Origin of the sequence: Psychromonas sp. SA13A (assembly GCF_011378715.1) — a bacterium.
GTDB lineage: Bacteria > Pseudomonadota > Gammaproteobacteria > Enterobacterales > Psychromonadaceae > Psychromonas.
The window spans coordinates 1-17,853 of sequence record NZ_WTKU01000037.1; the positions used below are offsets into that span (position 1 = coordinate 1).

A 17,853-nucleotide genomic window follows, 5' to 3' on the forward strand; every position below is an offset into this window, starting at 1 on the left:
GGATAGCTTTACTTATACCAATGAAGAAGGCCAGGAAGCCACGGTTAATGTCACCGTGGATGCCGTGAACGACTTAACTGTCGTTGCCAACGATACTGCAAGCACCAACGAAGATGCTGCGATTGATATTGATGTGTTAGCCAATGACACCGACACGGCTGATGGCACTGAAGCAGCGATCTCACCAGTAGAAAGCGTGACTCAAGGTAGCAACGGTTCAGTAGTAGTTAATGCCGATGGCACGGTGAAATACACACCAAATGCTGACTTTAATGGGTCGGATAGCTTTACTTATACCAATGAAGAAGGCCAGGAAGCCACGGTTAATGTCACGGTGGATGCGGTTAATGATTTAACCGTCGTAGCCAACGATACCGCGACGACTAACGAAGATGAGGCGATTGATATCGATGTGCTTGCAAATGACACCGATACAGTTGATGGCACTGCAGCGGCGATCTCACCAGTAGCCTCTGTTACCCAAGGTAGTAACGGTTCAGTAGTAGTTAATGCTGATGGCACGGTGAAATACACACCGAATGCTGACTTTAATGGCACGGATAGCTTTACTTATACGAATGCTGAAGGGCAAGAAGCCACGGTTAATGTCACCGTGGATGCGGTTAATGACTTAACGATTGTGAATAACGATATCGCCAGCGTGAACGAAGATGCTGCGATTGATATTAATGTATTAGCCAATGACACCGACACGGCTGATGGCACTGATGCGGCAGTTTCGCCAGTGGCCTCTGTCACACAGGGTATTAACGGTAATGTCTCAATCAATACTGATGGCACAATTAAATATATCCCGAATACTAACTTTAACGGTAGCGATAGCTTTACTTATACCAATGAAGAAGGCCAAGTTGGCACAGTGAATGTAACTATTACAAACGTAAACGATGTAGCAGTCGCTTTTGATGATGCAGTCACCACTGATGAAAACAGCATCTTAAACAGCAGTGTACCCGTGGCGAGTGATGTAGATGGAACGATAGTAAGCTATCAACTGGTTGATGATGTAAAAATAGGTAAACTGATCTTCAATGAAGATGGAAGTTATACTTTTAATCCAAATGCAGATTTTGATGATTTGGCTGTTAATACAAGCCGTGATGTGGCTTTCACATACACTGCGACTGATAATGAAAACGGTGTGAGTGAAACAAAAACAATCACTATTACGGTAACAGGAAGCAATGATCTACCAATCATTGATAACGTTAAGGGCAGTACACAAGTTGAAAATACTGCTGCTGCGGGAGATATTGTCGCGATCTTCGGCGCTAGTGATGCAGACGGTGACACCGTGACGTTTAGTCTCTCCAGTGGTAATGACAACGGTTACTTTGAGATTGATACTAACACAGGCAACGTTACTTTAACTGCTGCTGGTCAAACGGCGATTGAAAACGATATTCTTAACCTCGGTAACCAAGTGATAGGTGTGACTGCCAGTGACGGTATAAGCAGCTCAAGCGAAGCCAGTGCAATAATTGTAATTAACCATGTAAATGACAACGCGCCGACCATTACAACTAATGTGGGCAGCACTCAAATTGAAAACATTGCGACTGCAGGAGATGTGGTTGCCACTTTCAGCGCCAGCGATGTAGATGGTGATAAGGTGACTTATCATATTAATAGTGGTAACAACGATGGTTACTTCACTATTGATGGCAATACAGGAGTGGTGACGCTAACAGAAGCAGGTGAAACAATACTGTCAAATGATGCCTTGGTTAACGCTGTTTATAGTTTAGCTGTTACAGCCACTGATGGTGTATTTGTATCAGCGCAAGCTACAGCAACTATATATTTTGAGGCGACTAACGACGCGCCAACCATCAATACCATTATCGGTAGCACTCAAGTTGAAAATATTGCAGCAGCGGGAGATGTGGTTGCAACCTTTACAGGCAGCGATTTAGACGGTGATGCAATAACTTATAACATCAGCAGTGGTAATGATAATGACTACTTTATTATTGATACTAATACAGGTGTAGTGACCCTAACGAACGCTGGTGAAGTTGAACTGGATAACGATGCCTTAACTAACGCTGTTTACACATTAGGCGTTACAGCCACTGATGGCAAATTAACAACCGAACAAGAGACAGCAACGATAAAGTTTGCTGCGATTAATGATGTGCCCACCATTAACAAGGTAAATGGTAGTACCCAGGTTGAAAATATCGCAATAGCGGGTGATCTAGTCGCAAGCTTCGCTGCTATTGACTTAGATGGCGACGCTCTGACTTATCGTATTAATAGTGGCAATGAAAATGGCTATTTCACGATTGATGCTAATAGCGGCGCAGTAACATTAACAGAAGTAGGTGAAGCAACACTGGCTAACGATGCTTTAATCGATACCTATTTTAAGTTAAGTGTCGTTGCTAATGATGGCCAAATCGATTCCTTAGAAATGACCGCTGATATCCTATTTTCTGCAACAAATGATGCAGCATTGGTTAGTTTGGAGACTAAAGTAATCAATGAAGCAGATGAGCCTATTACCACTAGCGGTCAACTAACTGCTAGTGATGTAGATAATGAGGATAATACCTTCATTTCTGAAACATTGGTTGGCAGCTATGGCACGTTTAATATTGATAAATCTGGCACTTGGACTTTCACCGCGAACGATGCTTTTGATGCCTTAAATGAAAATGAAAACATATCAGAAACCTTCAATGTAGCTAGTATCGATGGCACAGCTAGCACCGTTACCATACAAATTAATGGTACTAATGATGCCGCGGTAGTGAGTAGTCAGCGTTTGGAAGTAGATGAAACAGATTCGGCTATTATTACCGGCGGTCAATTAACATCGAATGATGTTGATAATGAGGATAATACCTTCATTTCTGATACGCTAATCGGCACCTACGGTACGTTTAATATTGATGAGTCTGGTGCTTGGACTTTCGCTGCGAACGACAATTTTGATGCCTTGAATGAAAATGAAAACATATCCGAAACCTTCAACGTCGTGAGTATCGATGGCACAGCTAGCACAGTCACTATTCAGATTAACGGCACTAATGATGCCGCGGTAGTGAGCAGTCAGCGTTTGGAAGTAGATGAAACAGATGCCCCGATCACCACTGCTGGTCAATTAACAGCTAGTGATGTTGATAATGAAGAGAATACCTTTGCTGCAAATACTATTGTAGGCAAATATGGTACCTTCACTATTAATGCCTCAGGTGCATGGGTGTTTACGGCAAAATCAGCATTTAATCAATTGATTGAGGGCGAACATTATGCAGAAACCTTTAACGTCAGTAGTATCGATGGAACCATCAGTACAGTAACAATACAAATTAATGGAACAAGAGAAACAGACACCAGCATTACTGATAATGAGATAATAAATGAACCTGAAATGCTTGAGCCAACGCCAACTCCTGATGACAATACAGACTCACCTGAAGATATTGTAGATAACAACATTGCTACAGAAGCTGTTAATGATGTTGATCTTACTATTGACATACTAGGCGAACAGGGCCGATTAATGACCACACCATTGGACGAAGATATCTTCCTGAGTGTGCTTTCTGAGCGTCCCGCAAGTAATGACGATAATGATAATACCTCCTTAGTTGAAGAGCAAAGCCAAACATTTCTTCAGGAATTAACCTCAATTTGGATTGATAATGGAATACAAACAGAAACTATAACGCCGCTCAGTACAACGGTTGCTAATATTGGCTCACGTAGCCCTGAATTTTTAGATGATTTGGATAAAATGCAACAAGACTTAGATGCTTCTGCAGAACAAAACCAAATCATTCAAGACCTGAACGTTGGAACAGTCGCTGGCGTGGGTATTACTGGTGCTGCTATTTTTGTAAGTTGGTTATTACGAGGGGGCTCTCTGTTAGCTAGCCTTTTAACCGCAATGCCTGCATGGCGTTCGCTGGATGTTTTACCGATATTGACGGCCAGTGAGGCATTAACCCCAGCTGAATCAAGTGATCCTGACGCTGCAGGGGGAGATGCAGCAGGCGCTAATATCGATGCATTATTTGAAGATCAAAGTCCAGTACAATCACCTGATGATAGGATTAAAAAATAACCTATGAAAGTACCTGTAATATCTCCTATTGTTCGTCTTGCTATTGGGCTTAGCATGCTCACGGTCAGTTTGTTACTCGTTGCCGATTTTTTGGGCTTTATTCCAAATTCAAAATTGGCTGAATTCAATGCACGTAAAGTAATTGCTGAATCATTAGCGGTACAAGTATCCGCAGATGTAATGAAAGGTGATATCCGCTCTGTTACATTATTAATGCATTCACTTCAGCAGCAGAATACAAGCATTAACTCACTGGGTTTACGAACTTCCGATAAACAACTTATCTCGAGTGCGGGGGATCACCTTAACTCTTGGCACTTAACTGATAAAAGTGCTTCAACTGTTGCTAATATATTGGTACCTATTCACGGGAAAGAAGGGCGTTGGGGAGCGTTAGAGGTTAGTTTTAAACCGCTGAATGGTAACCCTACTATATTTGAGCGAGCCGGCTCTATTATCACCATTATTATATTTATATTAACTGTTGGATTTTTCGTATTTTGGTTATTCCTAAAACGAGCACTCAATGAACTAGACCCAAGTAACGTAATTCCTGACCGTGTTAGTGCTGCCTTGAATATACTCGCTGAAGGTTTAGTCATACTTGATAACAATGGACGAATTGTTTTTGTTAATACCGCTTTTGAACAAAAACTAGGTCAGCCTTCAGCTAGCTTAATTGGTAAAAATCTATCAGATTTTGATTGGAGCCCAACAGACAATGAGAAAAGCGATGAGCCTTATCGTTTGCCTTGGCAGTTGTTATTAGATGGTTTTGAAACAGAGCATTCAAACTTAAAGTTATGCACCCAATTAAAAGAAAACTTGAGTTTTGCCGTTAATATTGCACCGATTCAAACAGCCGATGCTGATATTCGTGGTGTGGTTGTGACCTTTGATGATATCACCGAATTAGAAAATAAAAATGTTGTGTTAGAGCGAGCACTAAGCCAAATAAAACATAGCCAACAAGAAATAACACGTCAAAATAAAAAACTACAAGTATTAGCAACACGCGATCCTTTAACCGGATTATTAAACCGCCGTTCACTCTTTGAAGGTTTTGCAACCTTATTGAGTGAGATGGAGGATGACGAGACACTTAGTTGCATCATGCTAGATATTGATCACTTTAAACTAGTCAATGATCGTTTCGGTCATGCCACCGGTGATATTGTCATTAAATCACTTGCTCAAATCTTAAGTGAAACTGCGCGCAGTGACGATTTAGTAGGTCGTTACGGTGGTGAAGAGTTTTGTATTGTGCTGCCAGGAGTTGATGAAAAACTAGCTGCTGATATTGCCGAACGTATTCGCTCAGTGGTTAACAATGATAAAAGTGGTGAAGCAAATGGCATCATTCCATTTACCGCTAGTTTTGGTGTTTCAAGTATTTCAGGAGGAGGATTCACACCGGAATTCATTATCGATATTGCCGATAAAGCACTTTATTCTGCTAAAAAGTCGGGGCGTAATCAGGTGGTTCGTTGGTCTATGATTGAGTCCGGTGACAAAGCAATGGCACCACCTATCAAGCGAAACAGTGTAATAACGCAAGAGAAAACTAGCGTAAATAGCGAAAAAGTAATCGCGAGCAATAATGAGTCTAAATTAGTGACACTCCCTGTGCCTGAGTTTAATCGAACAGATCAAACGACAGTCCAAAATTTACATCATCGTATAATAGAACTAGAAGCTTTAATTTACGCAAAAAAAACGAATCAGTTTGATTTAAATGACATTAATGATTTCCCGAATCAAATAGTTTTGATTGACCGTATTAAACAAAGTATTGAACGTAGCTTGCGTTTAAATACGTTATTTGCAATCTTAATTATTGATATTGATGCTTCACAAATCATTAAAAATACGCTCGGAGAAGCTGCGAATAATAAAGTCATCAATATAGTCGCCAAGCGTTTAAAAAAGACACTACGATCTGCAGATTCTGTAATGATTGATAACGTTGAAAAAATGGGAAGTAATCTTTCTCGCACCAATAGTGGTGAATTTGTGGTGCTACTAACAGACATGAAAAAACAGGAAGAAGCAACATGGATAATCCAACGTTTATTTAGTTGTATGCAGAAACCTGTTGAAGCGGAGGATACTGAACTCTTTTTAGATCCTCGCATCGGTGCCAGTGTATATCCAAGTGATGGTGAAAACACGGAGCTGTTACTCACACATGCGGGGATTGCATTACGAGAAGCTAAAGCAACCTTAGGTAAGGAAGTTTGTCTGTATTACAGCAAAGAGACAAATCAACATGCCAAGTCTCAATTATATATGGAAGGGGAGTTACATCGAGCCATTGAACGCAATGAACTGTCTATAGAATATCAACCTGTTATTACACTAGAAACTGGGCGAATTGATAGCTTTGAAGTCTTACTGCGTTGGTACCATCCAAAACTGGGCTTAGTCTCTCCTGAAGAATTTATATCAATTGCAGAGCATGTAGGGCTAATTGATGATATTGGTAACTGGGTTCTTCAAAAAGCATGCACACAGTTAAAAGTCTGGCATGATATTGGTCATCAGCACCTAACCTTAGCGGTTAACTTTTCAGTGGTACAGTTTCGAACACCAGACTTCGCGAATAAAGTTTTGTCGACGATCAAGCAAGCCAACCTTACACCGGATTCATTAGTTATAGAAATCACCGAATCAGCATTGATCCATAATATTAAAATGGTTGAGTTGAATCTTAATAAATTGAATAAAGCAGGTATGCGTATTTCATTGGATGACTTTGGTACTGGTTATTCATCACTTAGTTACTTAAAACTATTCCCCATTGATACGGTGAAAATTGATAAATCATTCCTAAAAGAATTTCCCGACCATGCACAAGGTGCCGCAATAGTGAGCGCTATTATAGCTATGGTTCATAGTCTCGGTTTACATGTGATTGCAGAAGGTGTTGAATCTGATATTCAATTACATGTATTACAAAACTTAAAGTGTGATGCAATTCAGGGATATTTATTTAGTAAACCACTTACTCGTGAACAAGCAACTTCGCTGTTAGCTAACCCCGCCAATATTCGTCAAAGAGTGTGGGACAGTCGAACCATAGAAATGCCCCAAGAAAATGAATTATTAGCAGGTGTGCTTAATCACATGCCTAAAGAACGAATATGATTAAGCATCTATTTAATAGACAGTAATAACCACTGACTTTATGATGGGTATCGGGTATAAATTGATTGCCATTAATTGATCACATAGTGCGAACAATAGAAAACGCTAACAATCAAAGTAAAATAGGGGGAATTAACGAAATGAACCAACCTCAACGACCTATTAATCTTCATGTTAATTATCATGCACATGTTTATTTTGACCAGACAACAGTAGAGTTTGCAGCAAAATTATGTGAAAAAGCAGGGGATTTATTCAATTTAAAAATAGGTAGAGTACATCAAAAATTGGTGGGGCCTCATCCATGCTGGAGTTGCCAAATCCTTTTTGCATCGAATGATTTTGAACAACTTATTCCTTGGCTTGAAGAGTCGCGTCAAGGGTTGAGTATATTTGTTCACCCTTTAACAGGAAACGACCTAGACGATCATACTAAATATGCATGTTGGCTAGGGGATGAGTGTCAGTTAAAGGTAGACATGTTTCGTCGAAAGGCTCTATAAGTAACATCACTTTTACCTAGTTTCTTACCTGCTTTTTTATGACGGCAATAAGAGCTGTTATTGGTTATAGAAAGAACGAGAAAGCAATCACTTCTCGTTCTTTATTGGTGTATTTATACTGGTGTATTTATATTGGTTTATTAATGCTGAGTAAACCGCCTCAATTGTTGTTGAAAAAACTCTTTTTCTCTTTGTAACGAATCCCTTTGTTGAATTAAATCGATAAGTAAGGCCACCGCTAGCCAATCAATTTCTAAATCTTGGTGGAGTCGCACCGCTTTTTTTATCCAATGAACACTCGAAGTGTCAAACTCCCAGTCCTTACTGTTGGCATTAGCAATGGGTTTGACAATGCCATTTTCAACGATCTCAATAATATGATGACTTTCAATTCTCTCTAATTGACATAACTCATTGAGTGAAATCACCGTTAATCTGCGCATCATAGATATTCTCCCCATGAAACCCGTGGGTCAAAAGCTGAGTTTTTTGCAAGCTCTTGCCATAATTGGGTTGCTTTATCATTGCTGACAGGCGGTATGATCACATTAATAACCACAAACAGATCACCCAACTTATCTTTTCTTTTTAAGCCTTTACCTTTAACGCGCAATTTTGTACCTGATTGAGTATTGGCAGCGATTGTTAGCGTCACCTTGCCATCCAACGTCGGTACAGTGACCTTAGTTCCTAACGCTGCTTCCCAAGGTGTAAGCGGCAAGGTTAATACTAAATCATGTTTTTGAACATCAAACAGGGGATGGTTATTTATACGAATATGCAGATAAAGATCACCCGGTTCACCACCGCCATAACCCGGCTTTCCTTGGCCTTTAAGGCGAATACGCTCGCCATTAATAACGCCTTGCGGTATTTTTATATTTAATTGTTTTTTAATTTGATGTGTTTTTCCACCTTCGGAAACAGGTAATTTAAAGTGGACCGTTTTAATTTGCTGATGCAGCGTCTCTTGCAATGACATAGCCAGTTCCGTTTCAACATCTTGGCCTCTAGAATGATGTTGCTGAGCCTGTCCATGAAAATGTGATTGATCAAATCCACCACTAAAAATGGAATTAAAAAAATCAGAAAAGTGTGCATCAGGGTTAGGATCGCCTTGGTACGCATGTTGATCTTGTTGCCATCCCGGCGGAGGCTGAAATCCTTGGCTTGATTGATCCCCATATTCTAGGATCTCATCGAATTTTGCTCTTCTACCGGCATCCTTTAATACCTCATAAGCTTCAGCGATCTCTTTAAATTTTTCGCCAACGCCTTCAGCAGGATTTAAGTCAGGATGATACTTGCGGGCAAGTTTTCGGTAGGCTGTTTTAATATCTTTAACATCAGCATTTTTGCTGACACCGAGTATTTTATAATAATCTTTGAATTCCATAAAATAACCTAAAAATAAAATCACAAACACTGTGAAACATGTAGTTAAGTCTACGCTTTAATTGCATTTTGACCATAAATTTATTAATTATTTAAATGCATAAAGACAAATTAATATCATGGAAAAATTGAAGGAAATATGATTAAATTGATGGGTTTTGCAGAGGATTTCTAGAATGAGTTTTCATTAAATGAAACTCGAAAGTGGAATGTAGTAGCGGTGTTGAATCATGCTGTATGAGTAGGAGTGGTTCAAGGAGCAAAAAATAATACCCCCCGTTTTTAATCATTAGTTAATTTTAAATATCATTTATCTATGAAAGTTTGTGGGGGGACAGAACTTTGTTATATGGAAAACTTCGACGCTATTAAACTCTTTTTTGCTTGCGAGCTAATCTAAAACCTAAAAGCCCTATTACTAATATAGCCGAGGTAGCTGGCGCAGGTACCATTAGCCACGCTGAGTTTGACTTGTTAGGGTAAAAACTTTCAACTCCACATGGACCCGGAATGCAATCCCAGTCATAATCAAGGTTATCGTGCCAGATCCATAGATTTACATACCCGTATAGCGTCATTCTTCCTACTTTAGCTCTCCCGTACTCATCAGTAGTCCCTTCATCGAACCAAAATGTGAGTCCATCACCTTCACTTGGGTGTCCAAGCGTATAATCACCACAATCAAATTGCGGCTGATTTGGTCCTGCACAATATGGCCCTAATTCACCGGATAAAGTCACACTAAGCGACGAGTATTGATCGCTCTGATCAGGTACTGTAACACCTGTTGCCAAAGTGAAAAAATCTGCTGCTTCAGATCTATTTGCAATATAGAAACCTTCGTACAAACCTCCAGTCTGTGTTAATGCCTTTGTTTCCGGGTAACTTGAATACAAAGTTTCACCCCATCCTGCATAAGTTTTTCCATTCGAGGCTGTCATTAAATTAGTACCGTTTTCCTCAATACTTAATTCGCCCATGATAATCGTTGCATTAGTTGTAAATGAAGTTAGCGATAATGCCGCTATTACAGCTAATTTAGTAAATGAAAATTTCATCCTAGTATTCCTTGTTACGTAACTATTTTTTATAGGAAATAATTTCTACGGTAACTTTACTTTGCAAATAAGATATAGTCGATTCAGCATTCAGCTCATGCGAGCTTCTAGATCAAACTACATCTAATCATAAGTATTTAACCTAAAATCATAATGTTATATATACAGTCGTGTATGCTTTCTGAAGATTATTTCGTTTTATCTTAATAAATAATGGTTGCATTATAAAAAAGTGAAAAACTTAATAAAATAAGTAAAAATCATCAAACCGCGCTTATGATAATCTAAAAAATATTATAAACTTCTTTTTATTTGATTATTATGTGATTAATAAGGTGCTTTTATTTCGTTTATAAAGATAAGTAACAAAGCACTCATGTCATCTGTATTTCGAGTACACTTATTACTTGAATTCGAGAATATTAAGTTAATTCTTTTGAAACGTTACTCGTCCCTAAAAATTCATTATTGGATAGAATGATTAGGTTCATTTTTTAAGTGAAGGTGGCTTAATCCGTATGACAGAAAGTGGGGTAAAACAGTTAGAATGGTTTGGAGCCGATCTTTGCTTTTGCATGAAAGTGAAAAAAGAGCACCACATTATTTTGAAGTAATTTTTCATTAAGTTTTAATTTAAATAATTGATTATAAATATTATTTATCTGTTGAGGTTTATGGGTATCCAGCACTTTCTGTTTGTTGCTGTTAGTAGCGGCTTTCTGTTTTAGCTCGTCTTCGCTCGTCCAGTCATTTTGATATTTATTGGCAGTATTTTCGCTCTGTCGGCGAGTAGCGATTGAAGAACCGAAACGTAGTTTCGAAGCCTGAAAATGCAAGATTCTGTATGTGGTTAAAGAAAATTTATGTCAAAGATATTGAAAAAAATACGGGCAATTTTTTTAATCTCCTCTTTTGGAAATAAAGTAATATCTACCTTCTTGTCGCACCGCTCATACGCCACGTTCATGTGGCGAACAGAGCTAACAACGACTACTCATAAAACATGATAATATCGTATCATTCGCTACTTTACCTTGCTTGAAGGCCATCATTAATTTAGACAAAACTCAGCGAGAATAATGGACCTAGCCGCATTGAGTTATGTTGTTCTGTATTATTTCGAGATCTATGATAAAGATATATGCGGTATAAATCTTTATCAATTATATCCAAATAGTTTGATTGAATAGGCTATTCTAACCAATTTCGACTCTGTTTCGGCCATTTTCTTTTGCTTTGTATAATGCTTCATCCACTCTTTTTATTAATTTATTGATGTTTTCATTTTTTTCATAAATAGAGATTCCAAAAGAAGCCGTTTTATATTCATTATTTACAAATTTATAGCTACAAATTTCTTTACGTAGTTTATTGGCCAAGGATAATAAATCAACTAAGTTTATTTCTGACGAAATAATGAGAAACTCTTCACCCCCCCAGCGGCCAACAACATCTGTCTTTCTTGAGTTTGATTCAATAATATGACTAAATTCTTGTAGTACAGTATCGCCAATTTGATGACCGAATTCATCATTCACTTTCTTAAAATAGTCAATATCAATCAGGATAACTCCAAAACTATGAGAAAATCGATTGGCCCGATTACTTTCTGAAATTAATGTTTCATCCAATTTAACGCGATTATAGAGTGCTGTTAATTTGTCAGTTCTTGCTAACTGTTCAAGTGCTATATTTTTTTCTTTTATTTCTTTATTTAATAATGCTAATTGCGAATTTGTTTTTTTTATTGAGCGACTTCTATGTAAGAGGAGTAAAAATACAGCAGTAAAAGCCGCTGAGATATAAAAAAGTTTTTCATAGTTAATAGATTGCTCTACTTTTATTTTAATCCATTCTCCTACTATGGTTCTAAGCTTATTCTCACCTATGCTATTTAATGATTTTTGCATTATTGAGTTTAAAAGGTGTTCATCATTTCGTGATGCAATGCTCAAATCAACATTATGTTCTAATCTTCCCGCTATTTTTAAATCAACAAAAGAATATTTTTGGATGTTATATCCGACAGCGGGCATAATATCGATGTACCCAAAAAGTTCACCACTCTGAACTTTAGATAAACCTTCTTTAGCACTTTTAACATCAATAATATTAAGTAGCGGATTATTGTTTTTTAACACCTCAGAGAATGCATAGCTTTCAACAATGCCAACCTTACGACTTCCTATACTCGCAATATCTTTAATAAATAGCTCTTCGGATTTTGTGGCTATAACAAAAGGTTCTGATATAAAAGGGACTGTAAAATTCATTGAATTTTTTCTAGAGGGAACATCCATCGCAATAGGTAAAATATCACACTTTCGATTTCTTATATTTTGCAATGATTCAGACCATTTCTTGGTTGGTACTAATACAAAGGGGGTATTAATTTTTTCTGATATTATTTTAGTAACATCTGCACCAACACCTTTATAGATCCCTTCTTTATCGATTCGTTCAAAAGGCAGCCAGTCTGGAGAGACACACATAGTGATTATTTGTTTATTTTTAAGATAATTTGTTTCTTCTTTAGTTAAAATTAAACCTGTATCAGTTAATGTCACTGCTTCTTTAGCTGCAAACCATTTATCAATTAACGACTCATATTCTTCTCTTGAAATTGAATTTATTGACTTTGTTATTATTGAAAATAACATGTTATCTTCTTTCTTCACGCCCAATCTTAGGTCTTCTTTTTTTACCAGGTGGCTATCAAGTTCAGCAAGGATTTTTATGTTAGAGAACCCAAAACTTTTAATGAGCCTTTGACCTGTAATGAGATTGTTAAATATTGCATCTATTTGCCCATAAGCTAATGCTTTCATTTTATCTCTTGAATTTTCAAAGATGACAATATCAAAAATATTCAGAGATTTAATGTCATCGTAATAATAAAGATCTTTAGTGATACCGACTTTTTTGCCTCTTAAAGATTCGAATCCGAGGTAATTATTGAACTCACCTTTTCTAGCAAAGACAACGCTTGGTATTTCAAAGTAAGGCTTTGTAAAATTTGTAAATATTTCTCTGCTTTTTTTGTAAGAGATAAGATCAATCAAATCAATTTTTTTAGCTTTAAATTTGCCAAGAGTCTCAGTCCAGCTTGCAACCTCAATTTTTATTTGTAATCCGCTTTTTTTCTTTATTAAATTGATATAGTCATATGAAAAACCAGATAATTTACCTTTATCTTCAAAGCTAAACGGATAATTATCGGAGATGCTGCCTAACGTAAAGACATGAGATGCAATATAGGTTTTTTCTGAAGCAGTAAAAAGGTTGGTTTCTTCTACTGCAAATGCCGATATATTAAATATTATTGTCATTAATATTATTATTTTCTTCATTACTTTCTGCTTGTTAGATTAGGTTATTAATATTTTTTAAAAGGCTAAGTTTTAAAATAGGGGCCTTGAGGATATGAAATCGAAGACCGTTAACTTTTCAATTAAGCTAATGGTTTTTTTTAAAAAAATGATTCAAATCAAAGTAACAAGACTATAGCACTACAGAAATATAACGCGTTAAATTTGTATTATTAATTTGTGTTAAATCTTTATTCGATGATGGCAGCATGAATTTAATGTGTTTTAAAAGTTTCCTTATTTTTATTTTTTCTTCTGCGCTCACCCAGTCATTTTGAGCGATATAAATATTGGTTTATCATGTCGGCGACTTTACTTTCTCTCTGCCAGTAGAGAAGCTATAAATAATTCAAAGAGACATCGAATTACTTTCTGATTTGGGAAAGTTCAAGGGTGAGGTAGTTGCAGTATTTTTTGTTTTATCTCGTTTGCGCTCATCCAGTCTGTTTGATTTTTATTGATTGTATTTTCGCCCTGTCGGCGACCAAACTTTCTTTTATCAGAAAAGACCTATACCTACAAAGAACTCAAAGAAACTGACCACCGAATCACTTCCTTATCCAAATAATCAATTGCTTTTATAACGCACCGGCTCTTGCTGGCCATCCATGGCCAGAGCGAGCCTAAGCCAAACATCCTGTTTGGATTTGCTAAAAGCAATGAATGATTTGGGAAAGTTCAACGGTGGGGGGAGTTGTAGCCACATTGAGTAAGGTTTTATTGTAACTATCTAATATTGCTTGTTTCAATTTTTTCGCTGTATTTCAAGTTGCAGGAGCAGGTTTTTCCTCTTGTAAGATGATTCAAAATGAAAGACTTGACCCCATTAGTTCTTGGAGTTGTAGCCACATTGAGTAAGGTTTTATTGTAACTATCTGATATTGCTTGTTTCAATTTTTTCGCTGCATTTTAAGTTGCAGGAGCAGGTTTTTTCTCTTGAAAGATAATTCAAAATGAAAGACTTGACCCCCATTTTTTTTCTCGTTTACATTTTTTGCATCATCAATATTCGATAAAGCGACTCAATTGTTGTTGAAAAAATGCATTTTTTTGCAATCAAGTCTAATGCTTTGATTATTGATGAGTTATTTCTTTTTCAGCTTAATCAACAATATTGATGTGCTTTTTCCATCAACATGGATATTGTTTCTCTTTTGGAAAAGTTTAATCGCTTGACGTGTTTTTTTACCCATAAGACCATCTGCTGGGCCTGCATTAAAACCAAGACGGTTTAATTGTTGTTGCGTTTGCAAAACTAAACTAGAACCTCTTGGTGCTGATTTAATCACGACTACTTTTTGCTGAGTTTTTACAGTTTTTTGTGGTTTTTTTACGACTACTTTTTGTGGTGTTTTTACGATTACTTTTTGCTGATTTTTTACAGCTTTTTGTGGTGTTTTTACGACTACTTTTTGCTGCCCTTGTATTTTGGCTTTTGATGCTTTTTGTTGTTGAGTCGCACCATTAGTTACTTGGCATCCTTTACTATTTTTTGAATTTTGTGTGTAACATTTAGATGTGTTTTGTCCATTGTTTTGAGAAAATGCTTGATGACTAAGCATTAATCCACCTAAAATGATTAAAGTCGAATATTTCATTTATTGCTTTCCTTCCTAGAGAGTTAATTATGCCTTCTTGAGGCAGTTAGGGTTGATATAAGTTCATCTTCTTCTATTTTACCTATAAATGGTTATTGATAAAAGTCGTCGATATATCTATCAACATGAAACAATCTAAGATCATTGCTTTTTAACGGAGAGAATAGACGTAATCAAAGTTGGTAAGATTTTTGTTAACTTAAAAGAGTTAACTTAAAAGAATTAGCTTAAAAAAGGCAATACCTGACCGGATGATCTTCGTAGTACTTTTACCTGTAACCTAGCACTTTCCACCAAAGGCCACCCACAACACCCCAGATAGATAAATTAATGATACTCATTAGAAAGCCCATGACCCACCAACAACTCAAAGAAACTGACCACCGAATCACTTTCTGGTCATCCATGGCTAGAACGAGCCTAAGGCAAACATCCAGTTTGGATTTGCTAAAAGCAATGAATGATTTGGGAAAGCTCAACGGTGGGAGGGTTGTATCTATATTTAGTTTTATTTCGTCTGCGCTCATCGGACATTTTGATATTTATTGGCAGTGTTTTCGCCCTGTCGGCGACCAAACTTTCTTTTATCAGAAAAGAAAGTTGGCAAAGAAACTGACCACCGAATCACTTTCTGATCCAAATAATCAATTGCTTTTATAACGCACCGGCTCTTGCTGGCCATCCATGGCCAGAACGAGCCTAAGCCAAACATCCTGTTTGGATTTGCTAAAAGAAATGAATGATTTGGGAAAGCTCAACGGTGGGGGAGTTGCAGCCAAATTGAGTAAGGTTTTATTGTAACTATTTGATATTGATTATTTTCGCTGTATTCCAAGTTGCAGGAGTAGGTTTTTTATCTTGAAAGATAATTCAAAATGAAAGACTTGACCCCCATTTTTTATGATTGAGTGTCCAACTATTTTTTTTGAGCCAGCCCAAAACCCATTCCACTATTTACTGTATAAAGCAGAAAGCCTCGTTCGGGCTTGTCCAACACCCAGATAAGGTGTCGGCTGCGCAACACCTATCCTCGTTTGTTATATTTTTAATTGCTAAAACACATCCAAAAACTGATTTATAAATTTATAAAAAAATCTGTATATTTAAGTTTACTAGTAACCACCTTGTTAAAGGTTTTATAGTGCGTCACCACCAAAAGCATTCCATATTTTTTTAAAACCTTTGCACTTATATTAACGCTAAAATCACCATCACTTACACTAACAGTATCATTTGATTTCATAAATTGTTGCTTTACAAAATCACGTCCTTCAAGGGATGAAGCAGTGGCTGATAACTCGTAATAATTACCAGAAGAATCGAAAGAACAATAAACATTCATTTGGATATTTTTATTATCTATTTTCCAAACACTACTTCTACTATATATTCCCTCAGCCTGATAATTAAATTTTTCTTTACTACAAGTATTTAATATTTCTTGTCCCATTGCGCTAATTATTCTGGTCAAGCACAACTGGACACCTGACTTTGTAATTTTTCATAGTTAATCGGAGTTAGATCTCCGAGTGTTGTATGAAGCCGTTCATGGTTGTAATAGCGGATATATTCTTCAACATCTAACTTCATCGTTTCACGCGTTAAGTGAACAATATTTAATAACCATTCATTCTTAAGACTGCCGAAGAACCGCTCAACAACTGCATTATCTAAACAAGCTCCCACGCTACTCATTGAGGCTATTATTTTATGCTTACTCAATAATCGATTAAATCGCCCACTAGTATATTGAGAACCACGATCGCTGTGGAACATCAAACCCGCTTTAGGTTGCCTGATATTAATCGACATTTGCAATGCGCGTTCAACTAAATCAACCGTCATGCGGCCAGATATAGACCAGCCAATAACCCGACGAGAGTATAAATCCATGACAATGGCTAAATACATCCAACCTTGATTGGTCCTCAAATAGGTGACGTCGCCAGCCCACACTAGATTCTCTTGTTTAGGGTTAAACTGCTGACCCAATAGGTTATCAGCAACACTATCTGTATGTTTACGCTTTGTTGTTACCTTATATGCTTGGCGCTGTACGACGACAAGCTTTAGCTTGCGCATGATACTACGTGTACGATAACGACCCACCTTAAAGCCCGCTTCTCTTAATTTCTTGCATAACTGGCGAGAGCCCAGGCTACCGCGACTTCGCTTGAATAACTGTCGTGCTGCTCGATACATGTTCAGCTCTTCTTCACGGATGACTTTAGCGGGGCGTTCAAGCCAATCATAAAATGCACTACGACTCACTTGTAATGCATTACAAAGCAATTTTATGGGATATTTAGAGCGACTCGCTCGAATATACCGATACTTTACTTCATTTCTTTTGCGAAGAAGGCACTGGCCTTTTTTAATATTTCTTTCTCCATACGCAGTCGTTTAACTTCTTTGCGTAAGGCAAGTAATTCAGCACGTTCATCTGAATCTACAGTTGAGTTAGCATGTTGCTCTGCTTTTTGTTTCCAACTGTAAAGCAAGCTAGTCGTGATGTTTAAAGCAGAAGCAGCTTCTTGAACGCTATAGCCTTGTTCACTGACTAATGCCAATGCTTCAGTTTTAAATTCACTGGTATAAGTTTTGTATTGTCTTCTCGTATTCATGTTCACCTCTTTAGTGGATAGTATTATCCAAAATTAAAGTGTCCAGTTCAATTAGACCAGAATA

General features: G+C 37.3%; 10 protein-coding genes and 1 pseudogene. 4 read left to right on the forward strand and 7 right to left on the reverse strand.

Translation table 11 applies throughout. The annotated features are described in order from the left end of the window. The 3 genes from GQR44_RS19190 to GQR44_RS19200 form a co-directional block, all read left to right on the forward strand. Positions 1 to 4,096, forward strand: a 4,096-nt coding sequence (locus GQR44_RS19190; RefSeq protein WP_166373315.1) for an Ig-like domain-containing protein, incomplete at its 5' end; no start/stop codon positions are given. Between the two features lie 3 nt (positions 4,097 to 4,099). Then, positions 4,100 to 7,243 (forward strand): EAL domain-containing protein, encoded by a 3,144-nt coding sequence (locus tag GQR44_RS19195; RefSeq protein WP_166373317.1) that lies wholly within the window; start codon positions 4,100 to 4,102, stop codon positions 7,241 to 7,243. A gap of 140 nt (positions 7,244 to 7,383) precedes the next feature. Continuing rightward, positions 7,384 to 7,746 (forward strand): DOPA 4,5-dioxygenase family protein, encoded by a 363-nt coding sequence (locus tag GQR44_RS19200; protein WP_166373319.1) that lies wholly within the window; start codon positions 7,384 to 7,386, stop codon positions 7,744 to 7,746. Between the two features lie 140 nt (positions 7,747 to 7,886). Here GQR44_RS19200 and GQR44_RS19205 read toward each other — a convergent pair whose 3' ends face one another. From GQR44_RS19205 to GQR44_RS19225, 5 genes are all read right to left on the reverse strand, one after another. Then, the gene (locus tag GQR44_RS19205) at positions 7,887 to 8,192 is read right to left on the reverse strand and encodes a chaperone modulator CbpM (protein WP_028870060.1); all 306 of its coding nucleotides are present in this window, start codon (positions 8,190 to 8,192) and stop codon (positions 7,887 to 7,889) included. Beyond that, positions 8,189 to 9,142, reverse strand: a complete 954-nt coding sequence (locus GQR44_RS19210) for a DnaJ C-terminal domain-containing protein (RefSeq protein WP_166373321.1) — start codon at positions 9,140 to 9,142, stop codon at positions 8,189 to 8,191. Before GQR44_RS19210 ends, GQR44_RS19205 begins: the two co-directional genes overlap by 4 nt. 367 nt (positions 9,143 to 9,509) lie before the next feature. Beyond that, on the reverse strand, positions 9,510 to 10,199 hold the full coding sequence (locus tag GQR44_RS19215) for a hypothetical protein (protein WP_166373323.1): 690 nt from the start codon (positions 10,197 to 10,199) through the stop codon (positions 9,510 to 9,512). A 1,196-nt stretch (positions 10,200 to 11,395) separates the two neighbouring features. Further along, complete coding sequence (locus GQR44_RS19220) at positions 11,396 to 13,549, reverse strand: transporter substrate-binding domain-containing protein (RefSeq protein WP_166373325.1); 2,154 nt, start codon at positions 13,547 to 13,549, stop codon at positions 11,396 to 11,398. 1,103 nt (positions 13,550 to 14,652) lie between these two features. Further along, positions 14,653 to 15,129, reverse strand: a complete 477-nt coding sequence (locus GQR44_RS19225; protein ID WP_205963132.1) for a peptidoglycan-binding domain-containing protein — start codon at positions 15,127 to 15,129, stop codon at positions 14,653 to 14,655. Between the two features lie 387 nt (positions 15,130 to 15,516). Between GQR44_RS19225 and GQR44_RS19230 the strand changes: the two genes are divergently transcribed. Further along, positions 15,517 to 15,825: a hypothetical protein gene (locus GQR44_RS19230; RefSeq protein ID WP_166373329.1), complete on the forward strand. Its 309-nt coding sequence runs from the start codon at positions 15,517 to 15,519 to the stop codon at positions 15,823 to 15,825. Between the two features lie 415 nt (positions 15,826 to 16,240). Here the strand turns inward: GQR44_RS19230 and GQR44_RS19235 are convergent, their stop codons facing one another. Together GQR44_RS19235 and GQR44_RS19240 are read right to left on the reverse strand one after the other, a co-directional pair. Then, positions 16,241 to 16,636 carry a hypothetical protein gene (locus GQR44_RS19235; RefSeq protein WP_166373331.1) on the reverse strand — a complete coding sequence of 132 codons (396 nt, stop codon included), beginning with the start codon at positions 16,634 to 16,636 and terminating at the stop codon, positions 16,241 to 16,243. Beyond that, positions 16,633 to 17,789: pseudogene (locus GQR44_RS19240) on the reverse strand (IS3 family transposase). The gene GQR44_RS19235 and the pseudogene GQR44_RS19240 overlap by 4 nt, the downstream one beginning before the upstream one ends. Positions 17,790 to 17,853: the final 64 nt, after the last annotated feature.

What these genes read in the sequence shown, in the direction of transcription:
- GQR44_RS19200 (WP_166373319.1), top strand. Translation starts at nt 7,384, where the DNA reads ATGAACCAACCTCAACGACCTATTAATCTTCATGTTAATTATCATGCA.
- GQR44_RS19220 (WP_166373325.1), bottom strand. Translation starts at nt 13,549, where the DNA reads ATGAAGAAAATAATAATATTAATGACAATAATATTTAATATATCGGCA.
- GQR44_RS19230 (WP_166373329.1), top strand. Translation starts at nt 15,517, where the DNA reads ATGACCCACCAACAACTCAAAGAAACTGACCACCGAATCACTTTCTGG.
- GQR44_RS19195 (WP_166373317.1), top strand. Translation starts at nt 4,100, where the DNA reads ATGAAAGTACCTGTAATATCTCCTATTGTTCGTCTTGCTATTGGGCTT.
- GQR44_RS19215 (WP_166373323.1), bottom strand. Translation starts at nt 10,199, where the DNA reads ATGAAATTTTCATTTACTAAATTAGCTGTAATAGCGGCATTATCGCTA.
- GQR44_RS19210 (WP_166373321.1), bottom strand. Translation starts at nt 9,142, where the DNA reads ATGGAATTCAAAGATTATTATAAAATACTCGGTGTCAGCAAAAATGCT.
- GQR44_RS19205 (WP_028870060.1), bottom strand. Translation starts at nt 8,192, where the DNA reads ATGATGCGCAGATTAACGGTGATTTCACTCAATGAGTTATGTCAATTA.
- GQR44_RS19225 (WP_205963132.1), bottom strand. Translation starts at nt 15,129, where the DNA reads ATGCTTAGTCATCAAGCATTTTCTCAAAACAATGGACAAAACACATCT.